Source organism: Mesorhizobium sp. BR115XR7A (genome assembly GCF_020165315.1).
Taxonomy (GTDB): domain Bacteria; phylum Pseudomonadota; class Alphaproteobacteria; order Rhizobiales; family Rhizobiaceae; genus Mesorhizobium; species Mesorhizobium australicum.
Map to the genome: position 1 here is coordinate 90,888 of NZ_JAIUHW010000013.1, position 22,179 is coordinate 113,066.

15 protein-coding genes and 1 pseudogene are annotated in these 22,179 nt (G+C 62.4%); 5 read left to right on the forward strand and 11 right to left on the reverse strand.

The features are described 5' to 3' along the window. The first annotated feature begins 130 nt into the window (after positions 1-130). From LB557_RS25150 to LB557_RS25160, 3 genes are all read left to right on the forward strand, one after another. On the forward strand, positions 131-346 hold the full coding sequence (locus tag LB557_RS25150) for a hypothetical protein (RefSeq protein WP_015318676.1): 216 nt from the start codon (positions 131-133) through the stop codon (positions 344-346). A 2-nt stretch (positions 347-348) separates the two neighbouring features. Next, complete coding sequence (locus LB557_RS25155; protein WP_224641828.1) at positions 349-786, forward strand: hypothetical protein; 438 nt, start codon at positions 349-351, stop codon at positions 784-786. Positions 787-931: 145 nt separating this feature from the next. Further along, entirely contained in the window at positions 932-1,267 is a 336-nt protein-coding gene (locus LB557_RS25160) for a hypothetical protein (RefSeq protein WP_224641827.1), read from the forward strand. Between the two features lie 39 nt (positions 1,268-1,306). Here the strand turns inward: LB557_RS25160 and LB557_RS25165 are convergent, their stop codons facing one another. The 4 genes and pseudogenes from LB557_RS25165 to LB557_RS25180 all read right to left on the reverse strand — a co-directional run. Further along, complete coding sequence (locus LB557_RS25165; RefSeq protein ID WP_224525909.1) at positions 1,307-2,926, reverse strand: ABC transporter ATP-binding protein; 1,620 nt, start codon at positions 2,924-2,926, stop codon at positions 1,307-1,309. A 17-nt stretch (positions 2,927-2,943) separates the two neighbouring features. Beyond that, a complete protein-coding gene (locus LB557_RS25170) occupies positions 2,944-4,065 on the reverse strand; it encodes an ABC transporter permease (protein ID WP_140717821.1) in 1,122 nt (373 codons plus the stop codon). Beyond that, the gene (locus LB557_RS25175; RefSeq protein ID WP_015318681.1) at positions 4,058-4,981 is read right to left on the reverse strand and encodes an ABC transporter permease subunit; all 924 of its coding nucleotides are present in this window, start codon (positions 4,979-4,981) and stop codon (positions 4,058-4,060) included. The genes LB557_RS25170 and LB557_RS25175 overlap by 8 nt, the downstream gene beginning before the upstream one ends. A gap of 418 nt (positions 4,982-5,399) precedes the next feature. Beyond that, positions 5,400-6,914, reverse strand: a pseudogene (locus LB557_RS25180) (peptide ABC transporter substrate-binding protein); the annotation flags it as partial. A gap of 108 nt (positions 6,915-7,022) precedes the next feature. Between LB557_RS25180 and LB557_RS25185 the strand changes: the two are divergent. Together LB557_RS25185 and LB557_RS25190 are read left to right on the forward strand one after the other, a co-directional pair. Beyond that, complete coding sequence (locus LB557_RS25185; RefSeq protein WP_140618623.1) at positions 7,023-7,469, forward strand: TadE/TadG family type IV pilus assembly protein; 447 nt, start codon at positions 7,023-7,025, stop codon at positions 7,467-7,469. Beyond that, positions 7,470-9,224, forward strand: coding sequence for a TadG family pilus assembly protein (locus LB557_RS25190; RefSeq protein ID WP_224587690.1), 1,755 nt, complete (start codon positions 7,470-7,472; stop codon positions 9,222-9,224). A gap of 28 nt (positions 9,225-9,252) precedes the next feature. On the opposite strand, the gene LB557_RS25195 is transcribed toward LB557_RS25190, so the two are convergent. From LB557_RS25195 to LB557_RS25225, 7 genes are all read right to left on the reverse strand, one after another. Next, positions 9,253-10,887 (reverse strand): alpha-glucosidase family protein, encoded by a 1,635-nt coding sequence (locus LB557_RS25195; protein WP_224641825.1) that lies wholly within the window; start codon positions 10,885-10,887, stop codon positions 9,253-9,255. After that, positions 10,887-12,884 (reverse strand): glycogen debranching protein GlgX, encoded by a 1,998-nt coding sequence (glgX, locus tag LB557_RS25200; protein ID WP_224641824.1) that lies wholly within the window; start codon positions 12,882-12,884, stop codon positions 10,887-10,889. The genes LB557_RS25195 and glgX overlap by 1 nt, the downstream gene beginning before the upstream one ends. Before the next feature lie 16 nt (positions 12,885-12,900). Further along, on the reverse strand, positions 12,901-14,529 hold the full coding sequence (locus LB557_RS25205) for an alpha-D-glucose phosphate-specific phosphoglucomutase (RefSeq protein ID WP_224587686.1): 1,629 nt from the start codon (positions 14,527-14,529) through the stop codon (positions 12,901-12,903). A 3-nt stretch (positions 14,530-14,532) separates the two neighbouring features. Further along, positions 14,533-15,978: a glycogen synthase GlgA gene (gene glgA / locus LB557_RS25210; protein ID WP_140726612.1), complete on the reverse strand. Its 1,446-nt coding sequence runs from the start codon at positions 15,976-15,978 to the stop codon at positions 14,533-14,535. 102 nt (positions 15,979-16,080) lie between these two features. After that, a complete protein-coding gene (gene glgC, locus LB557_RS25215) occupies positions 16,081-17,346 on the reverse strand; it encodes a glucose-1-phosphate adenylyltransferase (RefSeq protein ID WP_015318689.1) in 1,266 nt (421 codons plus the stop codon). 51 nt (positions 17,347-17,397) lie between these two features. Next, positions 17,398-19,611, reverse strand: a complete 2,214-nt coding sequence (gene glgB / locus LB557_RS25220; RefSeq protein WP_224641823.1) for a 1,4-alpha-glucan branching protein GlgB — start codon at positions 19,609-19,611, stop codon at positions 17,398-17,400. Positions 19,612-19,682: 71 nt separating this feature from the next. Next, positions 19,683-22,145: a glycogen/starch/alpha-glucan phosphorylase gene (locus LB557_RS25225; RefSeq protein ID WP_224641822.1), complete on the reverse strand. Its 2,463-nt coding sequence runs from the start codon at positions 22,143-22,145 to the stop codon at positions 19,683-19,685. Positions 22,146-22,179: the final 34 nt, after the last annotated feature.

Genomic DNA, 22,179 nt, shown 5'->3' on the forward strand with positions numbered 1-22,179 from the left:
GCGTTCCAGGCCCAGACTTAGGTCCGACCTCCGCCCGACCGAAGCCCTGCCCTGGGAACGTTTCCGCTCGGCCCAAGTTCGAGATCGGGCGCGGGAAAACCAAGCGAAGCGGGAACGGATGAGCACCACCATGTCGAACCATGAGACTGTAACATCCCATGTGTTGGGGATGCGCATAGATAGCCTCAAAACCAGAATGCAACACGCTCAGATCACCGAGGGTGAAATGAAGACCTTCCAAAAGGTAGCGGCCGTGATTGAAGGCGGGCGAGGCCGCATCGACGGCGACGATCTGATCGCCGCATCCTTCGTTACCGACACGCTGACGGACGCGATGTCCGAGTAACCATGCCAACAATCAGTAAGCTTTTCGAATCCCATGCCGAAGCGGCGCGGATTGCCGGCGACCTGTTGGCGGCCGGGGTTCCGCGCGTACAGGTCGCCATTATCGGGCCCTATCGTGACGAAATCGATGTCCTGAGGTCTCCGGGTGTCATGCTGGGCGCTGCCGCCGGGCTGTTGGCGTGCCTCGGCGCCGTTGCTGCTTACGACATCAACCTTTTCCCGACCGGCCTATCGGCAATAGCCTTGGCCAGCGTGTTCTGCGGCGGCCTTGGCGGATTGCTCGAAGCCATTGTCGCGGCCGCCAGAAGACCCGAGCGGCCAAGTATTGGCGGGGGGATTGTGCTGGTGACGGCGCATGTCGACGACAATGCGACCGACATTGCCCAGATGATGCTCGGCGGTTGTGACTCCATGACCGAATTGGCCGCCCAAGCAGCGTAAAAATTCCGACAGCGATAATTGGCCGATAGCCAGTGCAGAACGCGAGCACTGGCCGGCCGGTGAAACTTTGACGAATTGGCTATCAGCGCTAGGTTGATCGATGAAGATCAGGGAGGCGGCAAAAACGGCCGGGCCGGACGCGCGCATGAGTTTGATTTCAAGGACAAGGTCGGCACCCGCTCTTCTGGCTGCGGCCTTCATGGCTGCCGGATGCTCATCAATCGGCAGGACGGCCGATCCGGCCAAATACGAGAGCATGAGCTGTGGCGACCTCAACAGTGCGCTGGGAAGCAGCGCGCGCGACATCTCGCAGACGGCGATCACCCGCGGCAAGGTCGCCAACACCAGCGTGCCGCGCTGGCTGCTGGGCGGATCGCGCGTCAAGACCGCGGTCGCCAACCGTGAAACGGCCAGGATCGACCGGCTGAAGCGACAGCAGGATGCCATTGTCGCTGTGCGCGCACGCAAGTGCGCGAGCTGAGCGACAGACGACGCCACGACAATTGCCCCTGCCGGCGCCTTACGCGCTCAGTCGAAACCGTGTGACGTCGATCGCGGCGTTCATCAGCGTCTGCGTATAAGGCGCTCGTGGATTGCTGAAGATCTCTTCCGTCGGCCCCTCTTCGACGATCTTGCCTTGCTTCATGACGATGATGTAGTCGGCCATGGCGCGCACGACCGACAGATCGTGGCTGATGAAGAGGTAGGACAGTTCGTGGTCGGCCTGCAGCTTGCGCAGCAGTTCGACGATCTGTTTCTGCACCGAGCGGTCAAGCGCCGATGTCGGCTCGTCCAGCACGACCATCTTCGGCTTCAGAATCATGGCGCGGGCAATGGCGATGCGCTGCCGTTGTCCGCCGGAAAATTCGTGCGGGTAGCGGTTGCGGGCATTGGGGTCGAGGCCGACCTCGCGCAGGGCCTCGACCGCGCGCTGGTCGCGCTGCTTTCCTGAAAGGTTGGGCTCATGCACCAGCAGCCCTTCGGTGACGACCTGACCGACGGTCATGCGCGGCGACAGCGAGCCGAACGGATCCTGGAAGACAAGTTGCATCTGGCGCCGCAGCGGCCGCATCTGCTGCCGGTCGGCAGTGGAGATATCGCGATCGCCGAACCGAATGAGCCCATCGCTCGGCAGCAACCGAAGCAAGGCGCGGCCGAGCGTCGACTTGCCCGAGCCGGATTCGCCGACAATGCCGATGGTCTGGTTGCGCTGCAGCCGGATCGAGATGTGATCGACGGCCCGCAGCATCAGCGGTTCGCCGGCCAGAAACCCACCGCCGATCCTGAATGTGACTTCGACATTCCGACCTTCGAGCACCACCGGCGCATCGGCTGGCGGCGGCGCCTTGGTTCCCGTCGGCTCGGCCGCCAGCAGCATTTTGGTGTAGGCGTGCCGTGGATTGGCAAAAATGGCTTCCGCCTCGCCTTCCTCGACCACCTCGCCCTGGCGCATGACATAGACACGGTCGGCAAAGCGCCGGACGATACCGAGGTCATGGGTGATGAAGACGATCGCCATGCCGAGTTTGCGCTGCAGTTCGGCCAAAAGCATCAGGATCTGCGCCTGGATGGTGACGTCAAGCGCCGTCGTCGGCTCGTCGGCGATCAGGATGTCGGGGTCATTAGCGAGCGCCATCGCGATCATCACGCGCTGGCGCTGGCCGCCGGACATTTCGTGCGGATAGGATTTCATCCGCCGTTCCGGATCGGGAATATGCACGAGCCGCAGCAGCTTGAGCGCCTCTTCATGCGCTGCGGCGGCGCTCAGGCCGCGATGGCGGCGGATCGGCTCGATCAGCTGGTTGCCGATCGAATAGAGCGGATCGAGCGAAGTCATCGGTTCCTGGAAGATCATGCTGATCTTGCGGCCGCGGACCTTGTTCAGCTCGGACTTGCTCAGGGTCAGCAGGTTGCGGCCGCGATAGTCGACATGGCCTGACGCTTCGCCATTGGAGGCCAGCAGGCTCATCGCCGCCATCATCGTCTGGCTCTTGCCGGAACCGGACTCGCCGACCACGGCAACCGTTTCGCCCGCGTTGACGTGGATGTTGATTCCCTTGACCGCTTCGACCGTACCGTCGAGCGTGCGGAAGCGGACGCGAAGGTCCTTGACGCTGAGGATCGTTTCGGAAGCAGCCATTTCAGCGGTCCCCATCTTTATCGATCCCGTGGGTCGAGCGCGTCGCGCAGGCCGTCGCCGACGAAATTCAAGGCGAACAGCGTCGAGACCAGAAAGAAGGCGGGAAACAGGAGCAGCCAGTTGGCGGTGCCGATGTTCTTGGCGCCGACCGAGATCAGCACGCCCCAGCTGGTCATCGGCTCCTGGATACCAAGCCCGAGGAACGACAGGAAGCTCTCCAGGATGATGACCTGCGGCACCAGCAGTGTCATGTAGATCACCACTGGGCCAAGCAGGTTCGGGATGACATGGCGGATCAGGATGCCACGCTGGCCAATGCCCATGGCTTCCGCCGCCTGGACATATTCCTGCCGGCGAATCGACAGCGCCTGGCCGCGCACGATGCGCGCCATGTCGAGCCACAGCACGGCACCGACCGCCAGGAACATCAGCACGAAGTTGCGGCCGAAGAACACCACCAGCATGATGACGAAGAAGATGAACGGCAAGGAATAGAGCACGTCGACGATGCGCATCATCACTTCATCGACCTTCCCTCCGGAAAAGCCGGCGGCGGCGCCGTAGATCACGCCGATCACCACCGCCACGACACCGGCCAGCAGACCGATGGCCAGCGATATGCGCCCGGCCATCAGCGTGCGGGAGAGAAGATCGCGGCCGGTATTGTCGGTGCCGAACAGGAAATACTGCTGCTTGACCGATGCGCTCATCGTCACTTCGAGGCCGTCGGGCGACTTGTTTTCGATCTTGGTGTCGTCGAAGGCATCGGACCGGTCGAGGTAGCGGATGTTGCGGTCGTCGATCGGCTTGGTCGACTTGACCGTGACGAAGACCTGGCTCCCCTCCTGATGCCACTCCTTGATGTCGACCCGCATGCGCTTGATCGCTTCAGTGAGCGCGGTCTCGATCATATCGGGTTTCGGATAGGCCGAGAGGCTTGGCGGCATGCGCACGTAGTCGGCGTAGATGGTCGTGTATTGATGGGGCACGAACCACGGGCCAAAGACGCTGATGATCCCAATCAGAACGAGGTAGTAGAGGCTGAACATGGCGGCGCGATTGGCCTTGAGGCGCGCCCAGGCATCGCCCCAAAGCGAGCGACCAACGATTGCGGGGGCCGTGGCTGCGATGTCAGTCATAGCGCACCCTCGGGTCGACGACCGCGTACATGACGTCGACGATCAGGTTGAAGACGATAGTAAAAATGGCGATCACCACCACCGTTCCCATCACCAGCGTATAATCGCGGTTGAGCGCGGCATCGACGAAATAGCGGCCGACGCCGGGAATGGAGAAGATCGTCTCGACGATGACCGAGCCGGTCAGCAGTGCCGCCGCCGCCGGGCCGGTGAAGGAGACGATCGGCAGGATGGCGCCGCGCAACGCGTGCTTGACCACCACCGACCAGTCGGAAAGGCCGAGCGCGCGCGCCGTTCGGATATGATGGGATCGCAGCGATTCGATCATCGAGCCGCGCATCAGCCGGGCAACGATGGCGATTTGCGGCAAGGCAAGTGTCAGCACCGGGCCGACCTTGTTGATGAAGGCGCCGTCACCCCAGCCGCCGATCGGCAGCAGCCTCCAGGTCAGCCCGAAGACAAGCTGGATCACCGGCGCGATGACGAAGGTCGGGATGGTGCTGCCGGCGGTCGCCAGGGCAATCACCGTATAGTCGCCAAGCTTGTTCTGGTTGAGCGCGGCGATGGTGCCGAGCACGCTGCCGAGCAGCAGCGCCAGGATCAGCGCCGAGGCTCCGAGCTGCACGGAAATGGGCAGGCCCTTGGCAAACAGTTCGGTGACGGTGAAATCCGGCATGTTGTAGCTCGGGCCGAAATTGCCGCGCAGCAGATTGCCGAGATAATGGACATACTGCAGCCAGAGCGGATCGTTGAGGCCGAACTGGGCTTCCAAGTTGGCCTTGATCTCTGGGCTCAGCCCCCGCTCCTGGTTGAATGGACCGCCTGGCGCGACGCGCATCAGGAAGAACGCCATCGTCACGATGACGAACAGCGTCGGGATGGCGGTCAAAAGCCGCCGGAATACGTATCGCAGCATCGGTGCCCCACTTGATCCAGAGCACGCCCTTCCACTCGGACGATTGCGCTCCAGCCTTCAAATCTTCACACCGGATTCTTCCGAAAATCGATTTCCGCTTCCCGGGCCGATGCGATGGCAAACCAGCACCGCCGCGCTCTTTAGAGCGCGGCGGCTTGGCCAGGGATCAATCCTTGCTGACGAAGCGCGACGGATGCACGTCCATCACATTGTCGACGAAGCCATGCAGCTTCGAGGAAACGATGTCGTGGTAGCTGTAGTAGAGAAGCGGGATCTGGCCGACGTCGTCGATGAGGATGCGCTCGGCCGCGGAGAGGTCCTTCATGCGCTCTTCGGGCTTGCCGCCCGCGGCCGCCGCCTTGTCCATTGCCGCTTCGTATTGCGGGCTGTTGTAGTTGGAATAGTTGTTGCCGCTGGCCTTGCGCGTGATACCGAGGAAGGTCTCTGGATCCTTATAGTCGGCAATCCAGGCGGCACGCGCCACGTCATAGTCGCCCTTCTGCTCGAGGAAGGAGTAGTGGGTCTTGGTGTCGGTGTTGAGCAGCGTGACGTCGACGCCAAGCGGCTTCAATTGTTCCTGGATCGCCACTGCCGTGTTCTTGTGGTTTTCCGAGGTGTTGTAGCGGATTTCCATCTTCAGCGGATGTTCGGGGGTGTAGCCAAGCTTCTCGAGGATCTTCTTGGCCGCGTCCTCGCGGTCGATCTGCGGCATGTCGGCGTATTTGGCCATTGCGGGCGTGTAGCCCTCGATGCCGGGGGGCACCATCGAATAGCCGGGCAGCATCGAATTCTGCCAGACCTTCTCGGCGATGAAATCACGGTCGATCGCCATCGAGATGGCGTTACGCAGTTCGGGGTTGTTCCACGGCGCCTTATCGGTCTTGATGGCATAATAGTAGGTGCCGAGATACGGCCCGACATGGATCTGGTCGCCGAACTTGGTCTTGAGGTCGGCGAGCTGTTCGGTCGGCAGATCGTCATAGCTGTCGAGTTCGCCGGCCTCGAAGCGCTTCATCGCCGACGAGCGATCCTCGGTCGGAATGTAGTTGACCACGTCGAACTTGACGGTCGCGGCGTCCCAGAATTTGGGATTCTTGACCAGTTTCATGTGGTCGTTGGGAACCCATTCGGCCAGCGTATAGGCGCCGTTCGAAACCAGATTGCCGGGCTTGATCCAGTCGGCGCCAAGCTTTTCAATCGAGGCCTTGCTGACCGGATAGGTCGCCTGATGGGTCAGCATCTCCAGGAAGTACGGCGTCGGCGCCTTCAGCGTCACCTCCAGGGTGCCGGCGTCGATCGCCTTGACACCCATGTCCTCGGGCTTGCCTTTCTTGGTGTTGACGTCCTCCGCGCCCTTCACCGGATACAGCATCGAGGCGTATTCGGCGCCGGTCGCCGGATCTTCCAGCCGGTGGAAGGCATAGACGAAGTCGTCCGCCGTCACCGGGCTGCCGTCAGACCACATGCCGTCCTTGCGCAGCTTGAAGGTGTAGACGGTGCCGTCATCCGATACCGTCCAACTTTCGGCCGCGCCCGGAATGAGATTCGCCTTCTGGTCCTGCATGACCAATCCCTGGAACAGGTCACGCAGCACATTGGCTTCATAGACCGTCGAGGTCTTGTGCGGATCGACCGACTCCGATTCAGCGGCGGTGCCCCTGTTATAGACACTCTCCGCGAAAGCCGGCGTGTAGAATGCGCCGGCGGTTACGGCCATGGTGGTGGCGAATACCGTCGCCTTCAGCATGTTTTTCAGCATGAAGTTCTCCCTGTCGGCGCTGCCATCGGCGCGCCTTACGTGTTGACGCCCCGAAGCCGATGACTGGCTCCTTTGAGCGCGCCCCCGGTTCCCTCCGGCGGCTGGTGGCAGGAGACTAGACAGGAGGTAAGCTCTTTTCAACCGAGTACTGATTGACCCTAAGTCAATCCCCATTGTCGAGAAAGCAACGGCTAAATTAGAGATTCGTTTTCAATCGACCACACCCTTTGGTTGCACCCAGAGTTTTCGCTTTCTGCATGCGAATTTGGGCATGCTGGTGCCATGGTTCACCACCCCATTTTCGAGGCCCGAAGTCGCCGTTTCCGATCAGACAACTCGGGAACTTCAGCCGTCGAGTTCGCTTTGCTGTCACCGCTTTTCATTCTTCTTCTACTCGGAATGGTTGCATACGGCATCTATTTTGGCGCCGCCAATTCGATCCAGCAAATTGCAGCCGACGCTGCCCGAACAGCCATCGCTGGGGTGAACCAGACCGAGCGGCAGACGCTCGTGGCCAGCTATCTCACCAACAATGCCGGCGGCTACCCCTTCGTGGACGCCAGCAAACTGACCTACCAGGCCAACGACAGCATCGCCGACGGAAGCCAGTTCGTGGTGTCCATCTCCTACGATGCCCGCAACCTGCCGATCTGGAACCTGTTCCCCGGCATAGCCATGCCAGGGACGACCATCAAGCGTCAGTCAACGATCAGGGTCGGGGGTATCTGAATGCTGCGGCGGGCGGGCAAGGGTATGGGTCGGCTTGCACGGTCGATGATGGGAGACAGGAAGGCGAACTTCGCCGTCATGACCGCATTGAGCGCGCCGGTTGCATTGGCGCTGGCAGCGGTGGCCATTGACGAAGCCTCCATCTATACCGAGCGCCGGGAAGCCCAGGCGATGGTCGACCTGGCGGCGATTACCGCCGCCTCGAACATCAACAACGTCAACACCGCGGTCGTCGCCACACTGACCGACAACGGCATGCCGGGCGTCGTCGTTCAAGCTTCGGGCCAGACCATTGCCCCGGCCACCGGCAAAACGGTGGTGACGGTCACGCAGGGCCGATACGCCTCATCGACCGCCAATGTCAGCCAGCGCTTCCAGGCGGGTGTGACGCCTTACAATGCCGTCCGCGTCACTTTGGCAAAGATTCCGAACCGCTATTTCGCAAGTTCGCTGATCCCCACTCCCGTCATCGGCACCCAGGCCACGGCCAGCATGACGCCGCTGGCGACGTTCTCGGTCGGATCGCGGTTGCTCAGCGTCAATGGCGGCATCCTCAACGCACTTTTGAGCGGACTTCTCGGCGGCAACATCTCGCTCAGCGTCATGGACTACAACGGGCTGATCTCGGCGGATGTGAGCGTGCTTTCCTTCATCAGTGCGCTCGCTACGCAACTGAACATCACGGCCGGTACCTATTCCGACGTTCTGGCATCGAAGGCGACGGTCGGCCAGATCGCTACCGCCATGGCCAATGTTCCCGGCCTCGGCAATACGGCCAAGGTCGCCCTGCAGACCATCGCCTCCAAATCGACCAGCACCGTCAAGATCCCGCTCAGCAGCCTTGTCGACCTTGGTTCGGTCGGCAGCCTGGGCCTCGGCCAACAGCCGTCCGGGCTTGGGGTAGACGCAAGCGCCATGGGCATGCTGACGGCAGCCGCCGTGCTCGCCAACGGTACCAACCAGGCCGCGATCGATCTCGGCGCCACCATCCCGGGGCTGCTCTCCACCAAACTCAGCATCGCCATCGGCGAGCCGATGCAGTCCTCGCCCTGGCTGGCGATCGATGGTATCGGCACTGTCGTGCGGACCGCCCAGACGCGCATCAAAGTAGCCGCGACAGTCGGCGGCGCAGGCGGCAATGTCGGTGGCGGCATTACTCTGGTGTCGGTCAACCTGCCACTGCATGTGGAAGTCGCCTACGCCGAAGCCAAACTCACCGACATAAGCTGTCCTACGGGTCCCGACAGCATCAAGGTCACCGTTTCTGCCCGCCCCGGTGTTGTGGAAGCGCATTTGGCCGACAGCAGTAGCTCCGGCTTTGCCGATTTCACCAAACCGGAATCGTTCTCCGACACTGAAATCGCAAAGGTCAGTCTTCTGATCAATCTACTTTCAGTGACGGGCTCAGCGGCATTTGAAATGGCCAACAACGCGCCGACCGCATTGACCTTCAACAAGGCCGACATCGACGCCAAAACGATAAAGACAGTCTCCACGCAAAACCTGACACAGTCTTTGACGACCTCCCTGATCACTGATCTGTCGCTGACGACCAATTTGCTGGGCTTGCCGCTGCTGAATCTGAATACCTTGCTTTCCACCGTGCGGCCGGCAGTGGTTGCGCTCTTGAACGGCGTGGCGGCGCCGGTCGACGAGTTGGTTTACAATTTGCTCGGAGCCCTTGGTGTGCGTGTCGGCCAGGCCGACGTGCGCGTCACCGGCGCGACCTGCGGCCGGGCGGTGCTCGTTCAGTAGGACCGCCTAGCCACAACCGAAGTGCCAATCAGTCGAGCCGACCGAGAAAGCAGCCGAGAGTTGGCAGCGAGAGGGTGTTTTCCTCGACAGAAGCGGTCCCGCCGAAGATAGCCGTGACGGGTCCGATATCACCCACCAACGGCAAGGTCGCCGGCTCCTCAGCGAAATTGAAGACACAGATCAACCTCTCCCCGCCACCTTCGCGGATGAAGGCGAGCACGTCGCCCTCGGTATCGAGAAAGCGGATCGAGCCGCCGACCAGCGCCGGATGCTGTTTGCGCAAGGCAAGCGCCGAGCGGTAGGCCAACAGCACCGATTGCTCGTCGCCGATCTGCGCATCGACAGCGCGGGCGCGATGGCTTGCCGGCACAGGCAGCCAGGGTTTTGCAGTGGAAAAACCCGCATTGTCGGCGTCGGCCTCCCAGACCATCGGCGTGCGGCAACCATCCCTGCCCTTCACGCCGGGCCAGAAGCGGATGCCGACCGGATCGCGCAGATCCTCGTAGGCAAGCTCCGCCTCCTCAAGGCCGAGTTCCTCGCCCTGATAGAGGCAGATCGAGCCGCGCAAGCAAGCGAGCAGCATGATCGAGAATTTGGCCACAAGATCGGGATCGCCACCAGGCCGCATCCAGCGGCTGACATGGCGCACCACGTCATGGTTGGAAAACGCCCAACAAACCCAGCCGTCGGCCACCGCGCTTTCGAAGGCCTCGACGCAGCCACGCACATGCGCCGCCGAAAATTGCGAACCCAGCAGGTCGAAAGTGTAGCTCATCTGAAGCTTGTCGCCACCGGAGGTGTAGGCGGCGAGCGTCTGCAGCGAGCGGCCCTCGTCGCCGATTTCGCCGACGGCTGCGCGGTCGCCATATTCGTCGAGCAACGCGCGGAAGCGCCGCAGGAACGCCAGGTTTTCGGGCTGCGTCTTGTCGAACAGATGCTCCTGATAGAGATAGGTATTGGTCTCTGTGTTGGTGCCGGCGACGCTTGAGGCCAAGGGCGGATTGCCGCGCAGCCAGCGGTCGTGGACATAGTAATTGACCGTGTCGAGCCGGAAGCCGTCGACACCGCGATCGAGCCAGAACCGCACCGTGTCAAGCAACGCATCCTGGACTTCCGGGTTGTGGAAATTGAGGTCTGGCTGCGAGGCAAGGAAATTATGCATGTAATATTGGCGGCGGGTCGCGTCCCATTCCCAGGACGGCCCCCCGAAGACCGACAGCCAGTTGTTGGGCGCGCCGCCGTCAGGCTTCGCATCGGCCCAGACGTACCAGTCGGCCTTGGCATTATCGCGGCTGGCCCGGCTTTCGATGAACCATTCATGCTTGTCGGATGAATGCGACAGCACCTGGTCGATGATGATCTTCAGGCCGAGCCGGTGGGCTTCGGCGACCAGCGCATCAAAATCGGCCAATGTGCCGAACATCGGGTCGACGTCGCGATAATCCGATACATCATAGCCCATGTCGGCCATCGGCGACTTGAAGAAGGGCGACAGCCAGACAGCGTCGACGCCGAGCGAGGCGATATAAGCGAGCCTTGACGTAATGCCGCCGAGATCGCCGCTGCCATCACCGGTCGTGTCCTGAAAAGAGCGCGGATAGACCTGGTAGATGACGCAGCCGCGCCACCATTCGGCTCCCTGCCCCAAACTCTCACCGGTCATCACGAACCCTTCCTGACGCCGCCGTTTCCGGTTCGGCTCTCGATCATGAAATTGACGCTGCGCCCCGGCAGCGGGCGCGCAAGGTCAGTCACGTGCGTTTCGATCGCCGGATGCCATCGAAAACCTTCCCGCGCCGGCAAGGTGAAGACGCATTGGCGGCGGTCGCCATTGATCAGAACGGCAAGCCTGCCTTCCTCGCCGCCAAGCAGCATGACGAGGCGATGCCGGCTGGTATCGTTCCAGTCGGTCGCGTCGAGCAGCTCACCGGTCTCGGTCAGCCAAGCGACGTCGGGAACGCCTGATGCCGCAATCGGTTCTCCGGTCAGGAAACGCGTGTCCGACAATGCGGGCACCGCCTGGCGAAGGGCTCCGAGCGTCCATGCGTAATGCTCCAACGCTTGATCGCGGCCTGCCCAGTCAAGCCAGGTGGTGGGGTTGTCTTGTGCGTAGGCGTTGTTGTTGCCCTTCTGGGTGCGACCGAATTCATCGCCCGCGGTCAGCATGATAGTGCCGCGCGAGGCGAAGAGCGTGGCGAGCAGAGCGCGCTGGTCGTCGAAACGGGCCTTGACGATTGCCGCGTCGTCCGTCTCGCCTTCGACGCCATTGTTCCAGGACAGGTTCTCGTTATGGCCGTCGCGGTCCTGCTCGCCATTGGCCGCGTTGTGCTTGCGCTCATAGGCGACGATATCAGCCAGCGTCATGCCGTCATGGGCGGCGATAAAATTCACGCCGCGGCTTGCCGGCTCCCCTGCCCTGTTAAACACGTCGGACGAACCAGCAAGGCGCGTTGCGAGAGCACCGACCATGCCGGCATCGCCGCGCCAGAAGCGTCTGACATCGTCGCGATAGCGGTCGTTCCATTCAAGGAAAGGCGGCCGGAAATTGCCGAGTTGATAGCCGTTTGCCCCGATGTCCCAAGGCTCGGCGATCAGCACGCGGTCGTAAAGCACCGGATCATGGGTGATGGCCTGGAGCAGCGGCGCTTCCGGATCGAAGGCACCATCGACCCGGCCCAGCACCGGGGCCAGATCGAAACGGAAGCCGTCGACACCGGCCTGGCGAACGAAGTGACGAAGTGTGTCGAGCACCATTTCCCGCATCACCGGATGGTCGCAAGCGATCGTGTTGCCGGTGCCCGTGTCATTAACCAGCCCGCCATCCGGCCGGTGCCGATAGTAGGCCTTATTGTCGAGGCCGCGCAGCGAGAGCGTCGGCCCCAGCCTGTCGCTTTCGCCGGTGTGGTTGAAGACCAGGTCGAGAATGGTGCCGATGCCGGCCCGGCGCAACGCGGCGACCGTGTCCTGCAATTCCGTCAGGCCGCCGGGCGCGAGGCGCGGGTCGAGCGCCATGAAGGTGACGGGATTGTAGCCCCAGGCGTTGCTCAGGCCGAGCGGCGGCAGATGCCGCTCGTCGATGGAGGCCGTGATCGGCATCAGTTCCACGGCGGAGACGCCGAGCCTTTGCAGATGCTCGATGATGGCCGGATGGGCAAGAGCGGCGATCGTGCCGCGCTTTTCTTGCGGTACATCCGGATGCAGCTTGGTGAAAGCGCGGACGTTCAGTTCGTAGATCAGGCCGCCCGGGCGAAACAGGGGCGGCAGGATCGGTGGAGCCGTGGGCGAGGCCTTGGTCACGGCCTTGGGCATCAGCGACGCGGTGTCGGCGCCCTCATTGCGCCGCGCGGCGAGCCGCCAGTGATAGGCGTAGGCCCGGTCGATTTCGACGGCGTAGGGATCGGTGAGCAACTTGTCGGGGTCGAACCACAGCCCCCGCTCGGGCGCATAGTCGCCATCGGCGCGCAGGCCATAGCGCGCGCCCGCGGCCAGGCCGGAGACAAAGAGTGAATGGACGCCGTTGCCTTCCGACGCCAGCTCGAGACGATCGAGTTCGCGGTTTCCCTGCTCGTCAAAGATCGAAACCCAGAGCCGTCTTGCCGACGAGGACCATGCGGCGAAGCGGATGCCTTCGCTGGTGATGGTGGGGCCGAGCTGGGTCAAGAGCGCTCCACCGCCCTCAAGTAATGACGCTCGGCTTGTTGCGCCCGGTGTGGCTCTTGATCCCGGCAATGTCGTCGGCCGCCGAAATCAGGTCGGCGAGCGCCTCCTGGGTGTCGAGGTCGTGCCTCGACTTGTCCGGCTCATAGCGCTCGATATAAACGCGCAAGGTCGCCCCGGAGGTTCCGGTGCCGGAGAGCCGGAAGACGACGCGCGAGCCGCCTTCGAACAGCACTCTTATGCCCTGGTGCTCGCTGGTCGAGCCGTCGACCGGATCGTGATAGGCAAAATCATCGGCATTGGCGATCTTCAAGCCGCGCACGCTGGTGCCCGGTAGCGAGCCGAGCTTGGCCCTGAGTTCGTCGACCAGCGCATTGGCGCGGTCGCTCTCAACCTCCTCATAATCATGGCGCGAGTAGTAGTTGCGGCCATAGGTCTCCCAATGCTCGGTGACGATCTGCTTGCAGCTTTCGCCGCGCGCGGCGAGGATGTTGAGCCACAAGAGGACCGCCCACAGACCGTCCTTTTCGCGGACATGGTTGGAACCGGTGCCGGCACTTTCCTCGCCGCAGATCGTCGCCATGCCGGCGTCGAGCAGATTGCCGAAGAACTTCCAGCCGGTCGGCGTCTCGTAAATCCCGACACCTAGCTTGTGAGCGACGCGGTCGGCCGCGCCACTGGTCGGCATCGAACGGGCGATGCCTTTCAGCCCATCCTTGTAGCCCGGCGCCAGGCGGGCATTGGCGGCGAGCATGGCGACCGAATCCGAAGGGGTGACGAAAATGCCCTTGCCGATGATCAGGTTGCGGTCTCCATCGCCATCGGAGGCGGCGCCGAAATCGGGCGCGTCCGGTCCCATCATCTCATCATAAAGGTGCTTGGCATGGACCAGGTTGGGGTCCGGGTGATGACCGCCGAAATCGGGCAGCGGCTTGAAATTGCGGCAGGTGCCGTTCGGTGCGCCGAGGCGGTGTTCGAGGATTTCCTTGGCGTAGGGCCCGGTCACCGCATGCATGGCGTCGAAACGCATGCGGAAGCCCGACTTGAACAGTTTGCGCAGCGCATCGAAATCGAACAGGCTCTCCATCAACTCGGCATAGTCGGTAACCGGATCGATGATCTCGACGGTCATGCCGGCAGCCTCGACTGTCGCGACCGTATCGATGTCAATCGGGTCGATGTCGGCGATCTTGAAGCTCGAAATCGTCTTGGTCTTGGCAAAGATGGCGTCGGTCAGCTTTTCCGGCGCCGGGCCGCCATTGCCGGCATTGTACTTGATGCCGAAGTCCTCGTGCGGGCCGCCGGGATTGTGGCTGGCCGAGAGGATGATGCCGCCGAAGGTCTTGTATTTGCGGATGACATGCGAGGCCGCTGGCGTCGACAGGATGCCGCCCTGCCCGACCATCACCTTGCCGAAGCCATTGGCGGCGGCCATCGCGATGGCCTTCTGGATGACCTCCCGGTTATAGAAACGGCCGTCGCCACCGATCACCAGGGTCTTGCCCTTGAACCCGTCGAGTGCATCGAAAATCGACTGGATGAAGTTCTCGGCATAGTGCTCCTGCTGGAACACTGGCACCTTCTTGCGCAGGCCCGACGTGCCGGGCTTCTGGTCGGAATAGGGCTTGGTGGAAACGGTGCGTATCATGCTTCAGGCAACCCTTTTCGAAAGCAGCAGGCGATAGAGTTCGACGTATTTTTCGGCGCTTCGATCCCACGACACATCGGTCTTCATGCCCTGGCGCTGGATGGTTTCGAAGATTGCGGGACTGGCGTGGGCGTCGGCCAGGCGTCGGATCGCGTGCAGCAGCGCGCCGCCATTGTTGGGGGCAAACTGGAAGCCGGTCGCCACGCCGGCGGCAAACGCTGCTTCATTGGCATCGATGATGGTGTCCGCCAGGCCGCCGGTGCGGGCGACGACCGGCACGCAGCCATAGCGCAGGCCGTAAAGCTGCGTCAGCCCGCAAGGCTCGAAGCGCGACGGGATGACGATGGCGTCGCAGCCGCCCTGCATGGTGTGCGACAGCCCCTCGTCATAGCCGACGACCACGCCGATGCGGCCACGATGGCGTGCGGCCGCGGCCAGCAGCGCGCCTTCGAGGCCGGCGTCGCCCGAGCCGAGGATGGCCAGCCTTGCGCCTGTCGCGACGATGCCGTCGACCACCGTCGCCAATATGTCCATGCCCTTCTGCCAGGTCAGGCGGCTGACGACGCAGACAATCGGACTGCCGTCGCGGTCGAGGCCGAAACGGTCCTCGACCGCGGCCCTGTTCGGCGCGCGGGCCTTCAACGTTTCGGCCGTATAGGTAGATACCAGATGCTTGTCGGTTGCCGGATCCCAGATGGCGGTGTCGATGCCGTTGACGATGCCATGGAGATCGCTGGAACGCATGTTGATAAGGCCGTCGAGGCCCATGCCGAATTCCGGCGAACGTATCTCCTGCGCATAGGTCGGGCTCACCGTGGTGATCGCCCAGGCGGCCTGCAGGCCAGCCTTAAGGAAGCCGACGCCGCCATAATATTCGACGCCGTCAAGCGCCATCGCCGCGGCAGGCAGGCCGAGCTCGCCGAAGATACCGGCCCCGAACTGGCCCTGGAAGGCGAGATTGTGGACGGTCATCATCGATGGCGTGCCGACCGCCTTGCCATAGCGCATATAGGCCAGCGTCATCGCCGACTGCCAGTCATGGGCATGGACGATGTCGGGGAGGTAGCCCGAGATGGCGCCCCCGGCGATATCGGCGCCGGCCTGGCTCAGCGCCGCGAAGCGCCGCCAATTGTCCGGCCAGTCCGCGCCCGAGGCGTTGCCATAGGGGCCGCCGGGGCGATCGAACAGATGCGGCGCGTCGAGCACGAACAAATCGAGCCCGGCGACTTGGACAGCATGGACCGCGGCCTTGCCGCCTTGCAGCAAGGGATACTGATAGACGGCCTTCTTTTTCTTGAAGGCGCTCATCACCACAGGAAAGCCCGGAACGAGCGTACGCATGGCCACGCCCTTGGCCGCGAGCGCGATGGGCAGCGCCCCAGTCACGTCGGCAAGCCCGCCTGTCTTGATCAGCGGGAAGATTTCGGGCGTGACCGACAGAACCTGCATGCGCTTAACGATCCGCTTCCCATCCATGCCGCCCAAACCGTGTGCGGTTTGGACCACGACATGCACAAAACACCCTAAAGTGACAGCCTGTTGATCACCTGTTCAGGTTGACAACTTGTTGATCATGTCCTGTGTGATCAGGCAGATACCCTTTTCCGAAACCCGGAAGCGCTTGGCGTCGAGGACGGGATCCTCGCCGACCACCAGCCCTTCGGGTATCCTTACGCCGTGGTCGATGACGACGCGCTTCAACTTTGCGTTCCGGCCGACATGAACGTCGGGCAGCATGACAACCTCTTCCAGCGTCGAATAGGAATTGATGCGCGCGCCGGTGAAGATCAGGCTTTTCTTCAGCGAAGCGCCCGAGACGATGCAATCGCCCGACACCAGTGACGAAATGGCGGAACCGCGCCTGCCGTCCTCGTCATGCACGAACTTTGCCGGCGGCTTCAGTTCGGCATAGGTCCAGATCGGCCAATCGCGGTCGTAGAGGTCGAGTTCGGGCGTCACGTCGGTCAGGTCGATGTTGGCCTCCCAATAAGCATCAACCGTGCCGACATCGCGCCAGTAGGCCTCGTTTTCGGCGGTCGAACGCACGCAGGACTTGGTGAAGCGGTGCGCGATCGCCTTACCGTGCGTGACGATATAGGGGATGATGTCCTTGCCGAAGTCGCGGCTGGAGCCCGGCTCGGCGGCATCGCGGCGCAGTTGCTCCATCAGGAACTTGGTCTTGAAGACGTAGATGCCCATCGAGGCCAAGGCGAATTCCGGGTTACCCGGAATGCCGGGCGGGTCAGCGGGCTTTTCGACGAAGGCGATGATGTTGTCCTTGGCATCGACATGCATGACGCCGAAGCCGGTCGCCTCCATGCGCGGCACTTCGAGGCAGCCGACCGTGACATCGGCGCCGGCATCGACATGCTGGCGCAGCATCATCTCGTAGTCCATCTTGTAGATGTGATCGCCGGCCAGGATTACCATGTATTCCGGGCCATAGGCCTCGATGATATCGATGTTCTGGTAGACGGCGTCCGCCGTGCCCTCATACCACTGCGTTTCCGACACACGCTGGCTGGCCGGCAGGATGTCAAAACTCTCGTTTCGTTCGGGCCGCAGGAAGTTCCAGCCGCGCTGCAGGTGGCGGATCAGCGAATGCGCCTTGTATTGGGTGGCGACGCCGAGGCGGCGGATGCCGGAGTTGAGCGCATTGGAGAGCGCGAAATCGATGATGCGTGTCTTGCCGCCGAAATAGACCGCGGGCTTGGCGCGCCGGTCGGTCAGTTCCTTGAGGCGGCTGCCGCGCCCGCCGGCCAACACGTAGGCCATGGCGTCGCGGGCCAGCGGCTGCGTTCTCTTCAAGTCTGCCATTTATACCCTCCCAAGTTACTCGTATCGATGCGCTAACCAGCCTTAACGAGTTCAGTCGGCAGCGAGTTCAAGCATGATCGTCGACAGCGGAGGCAGGAGCATCGTTGCCGAGATGCCCTTGCCCTCCGCCCTTGCCTCGACCATGCCGCCATTGCCCATGCCGGAACCGCCATATTCGGAAGCGTCGGTGTTGATGATCTCGCGCCACTTGCCGGCCTTCGGCAGCGGCACACGATAATTGTCGCGCGGCACCGGTGTGAAATTGGAGATGACGGCGACCGGATCGCCGCCGGGAGCGCTGCGCACCCAGGCGAAAACCGAATTCTGGCTGTCGTCGACGATCAGCCAGGAAAACCCTTCCGGCTCGCAGTCGCGGCCATGCAGGGCCGGGCGTGAACGATAGAGATAGTTGAGGTCGCGCACCGTCTGCCAGACCCCGCGATGCGGGCGGAAATCGAGCAGGTCCCAATCAAGCGCGCGCGCTTCGCTCCATTCGCGGCGCTGCGCGAATTCCTGGCCCATGAACAGCAGCTTCTTGCCGGGATAACCCCACATGAAGCCGTAATAGGCACGCAAGGTCGCGAATTTCTGCCAGTCGTCGCCGGCCATCTTGCCCAGCAGCGTGCCTTTGCCGTGCACGACCTCGTCATGCGAGAGCGGCAGCACGAAATTCTCCGAGAAGGCGTAGGTCAGGCCGAAGGTCAGCTCGTTGTGGTGATGCTTGCGGAAAATCGGCTCCTTGGAAAAATACTCCAGCGTGTCGTGCATGAAGCCCATGTTCCATTTGAAGCCGAAGCCCAGCCCGCCTTCATGGACAGGCGCCGAGACCTTTGGCCATGAGGTCGATTCCTCGGCGATGGTCATGACGCCCGGATGGTGGCCGTACACCTCCTTGTTCATCTTCTGCAGGAAGCTGACCGCCTCGAGGTTTTCGCGCCCACCCTTCTCATTGGGGATCCATTCGCCGGCCTTGCGCGAATAGTCGAGGTAGAGCATCGAGGCGACCGCGTCGACGCGAAGACCGTCGACATGGTATTTTTCGGCCCAGAACAGCGCGTTGTTGACCAGGAACGACACTACCTCGCGGCGGCCGAAATTGTAGATCGCGGTGTTCCAGTCCGGATGGAAGCCCTTGCGTGGGTCGGCATGCTCGTAGAGCGCGGTGCCGTCGAAATGGACCAGACCGTGCTCGTCGACAGGAAAATGCGCCGGCACCCAGTCGAGGATGACGCCGACGCCGGCACGGTGGGCGCCGTCGACAAAGCGGGCAAAGCCGTCCGGATCGCCGAAGCGGGCCGATGGCGCGTAGAGGCCGGTTGTCTGGTAACCCCAGGAGGGGTCATAGGGATGCTCGGAGATCGGCAGGAATTCAATATGGGTGAAACCGGTCTCGATCACATAGGGGATCAGCCGGTCGGCCAGTTCATCCCATGACAGGAAGGAGCCGTCATCGCCAAGCTGCCAGGACCCGGCGTGGACCTCGTAGATCGAGATGGCCTCGCGGCGAGGGTCGGCGTTGCGCCAGAAATTGCGATGCGCCTCGTCACCCCATGCATGCGCCGGCGGCATCGCGGTCACCGAGGCGGTTGCCGGGCGCAGCTCTGATTTGAAGGCGAACGGATCGGCCTTCAGCGGCAACCTCACGCCATCGGGACCGATGATTTCATATTTATAGGGCCGGCCAGCACCAATATCGGGGATGAACAGCTCCCAGATGCCGGTGTCGCGACGGTCGCGCATCGTATGCTGGCGGCCGTCCCAGTCGTTGAAGTCACCGACCACCGAAACGCGCCTGGCATTTGGGGCCCATACAGCGAAATGCACGCCGGACGCGCCTTCGTGCTCGATGACATGCGCGCCGAGCTTGTCGAACAGCCTGAGGTGCGAACCCTCGGCGATGTAGTAATCGTCCATCGGACCGAGTACCGGACCGAACGAATAGGGGTCGGTCAGCCACCAGTCGCCGTCGGCATTGCGGGCGTGGTAGCGCAGCGGCTGGCGCTTCTTGATCGACAGCTTGCCTTCGAAGAAACCGGCATCGTCGCGCCTGGTCAATTCGCCGACCTCGACGCCGGTCAGGGTGTAGGCCGTAACCGACTCCGCGTGCGGAACGAAGCAGCGTGCGAACAGGCTCTTGCCGGCCTCCTGGACACCGAGAACCGCAAAGGGATTGCCGTGCGTACCGGCGACAATCGCCTCGACATCGCTGGCTGGCGCCAGTCCGTCCGGCCCGCTTGTCGCAGCGGTCGCGCGCGGCTTCCTCATCAGGCGGTCGCCCTCCCCGGGCACCAAGTGTTTGTTTTTGCGGCCATCGTTCGTGGCCTTATGCAATCATATCAGACGGGTACGTTCCAGATTTCTTTCGCATATTGACGGATCGTGCGATCGGAGGAGAACCAGCCGACGCGCGCGACGTTGCGGATGGCGCGCGCGTACCAGTCCGGGCTGTTGCGCCAGACAGCGTCCACCTCGCGCTGACAAGCGGCATAGGCGTCGAAATCCGCCGCGACCATGAACCAGTCGCTGTCATAGAGGCCATTGATGAGGTCGCGGTAGCGATTGGGATCATCGGGCGAGAAGACGCCCGACGAAACGGCCGCAACCGCCTGCGCCAGTTCGGGCGATGCCTCGATGACGCCGCGCGGATTGTAGCCATTGTTGCGCCGCTCGGCGACTTCTTCGGTGGTGAGGCCGAAGATGAAGATATTGTCGTCGCCGACATGCTCCTTGATCTCGACATTGGCGCCGTCGAGCGTGCCGATGGTCAGCGCGCCGTTCAGCGCGAACTTCATGTTGCCCGTGCCGGAGGCTTCCATGCCGGCGGTCGAAATCTGCTCGGAAAGATCGGCGGCTGGCATCAGCACCTCGGCCAGGCTGACATTGTAGTTCGGCACGAACACGACCTTCAGCAGGCCGCGCACCGAAGGGTCGCTGTTGATCACCCTGGCGACGTCGTTGGCCAGTTTGATGATCAGCTTGGCGTTATGGTAGCTGGGCGCGGCCTTGCCGCCGAAGAATTTCACGCGTGGCATCCAGTCGCGTTCGGGATGCGAACGGATCTGGTCATAGAGCGCGATCGCTTCGAGGATGTTGAGCAGCTGGCGCTTGTATTCGTGGATACGCTTGACCTGAATGTCGAAGAGCGCCGAAGGGTCGAGCTTGATGCCAAGGCGATCGGCGACCAGATTGGCAAGCCTCACCTTGTTCTGGCGTTTCACCGCGGCGAATTTTTCGCGAAAGGCGGTGTCGTCGGCTAAGGGATCGAGCCCTTTGATCGCTTCGATGTCATCCATGAAGCGGTCGCCGGTCGCCTCGCGGGCAAGCGCGGTGAGGCCTGGATTGCACTGGATGAGCCAGCGCCGCGGCGTGATGCCGTTGGTCTTGTTGTTGATGCGATCGGGATAAAGTTTGTGGAGGTCGGCGAAGACCGTCTCCTTCATCAACTCGGTGTGCAGCGCCGACACGCCGTTGATCGAATGCGAGCCGACAAAGGCCAAATTGCCCATGCGCACCCTGCGGTCGCCATTCTCCTGGATAAGCGAGATACGGCTGATCTGCTCGTCCGAGAACTGATCGGTGGCGCGGGCTTCGAGCAGCACCTGCGCGTTGATGGCGTAGACGATCTGCATGTGGCGGGGCAAAAGCCTCTCGAACAGCGGCACAGGCCAGCTTTCCAGTGCCTCTGGCAACAGCGTGTGGTTGGTGTAGCCGAAGGTGCGCTTGGTGACATCCCAGGCGAGATCGAAATCCATGCCATGGACATCCATCAAGAGCCGCATCAGCTCGGGCACGGCGATCGCCGGATGGGTGTCGTTGAGGTGGATCGCCGCCTTGTCGGGCAGAGACTTGAGATCGCCATATTGGCTGAGATGGCGCTGCAGGATGTCCTGCAGCGAAGCGGTGGAGAAGAAGTATTCCTGGCGAAGCCTGAGTTCCTGGCCGGCCATGTGGGAATCGGCTGGATAGAGCACCCGCGACAGTGCATCGGCCTTGTTGCTTTCGGCCAGCGCCCCGATGTGGTCGCCGGCGTTGAACTTGTCGAGCCGGATCGGGTCGATCGGCATGCCGGACCAAAGGCGCAGCGTGTTGACGCGCTTGGCCCGCCAGCCAGCCACGGGCGTGTCATAGGCGACCGCAAGCACATGCTCCCTCGGCTTCCAGACGTGGCGTTCGAGGCGGCCGTCCTTCGAGGTGATCGATTCGACCGAACCACCGAAACCGACTTCGAAGGAGCGCTCGCGCCGCTCGAATTCCCAGGGGTTGCCGTGGTCAAGCCAGGTCTCGGGCAACTCGACCTGCCAGCCATCGTGGATTTCCTGGCGGAACATGCCGTTGGCATAGCGGATGCCGTAGCCATGCGCGGGGATGTCGACGGTGGCCATGCTTTCCATGAAGCAGGCGGCGAGCCGGCCAAGGCCGCCATTGCCGAGGGCCGCGTCCGGTTCCAGCGCGGCGATCAGGTCGAGATCGACGCCGAGCGACGACAGCGCCTCACGCATGTTCTCCATCAGGCCGAGGTTGGAAAAGGCGTCGCGCATCAGACGCCCAATCAGGAATTCGAGCGACAGGTAATAAACGCGCTTTTCCTGTTGGTCGTAGGCTTCCTTGGTCGCCTGCATCCAATGGTCGACGACGCGGTCGCGCACGACCTTGATCGTGGCGGTCAGCCAGTCGTACTGGGTCGCGACGGTGGTGTCCTTGCCGACCCGGTACTTGAGCGACATCAAGACTTCTTCAGCAAGCGTCTTGGGATCGGGATTGTCGAGAGCGGGGGCTTCGATCGTCATGGCGGATGTCATATCGCCTCTCGTTCGGTTTGGCCTGATCATACCG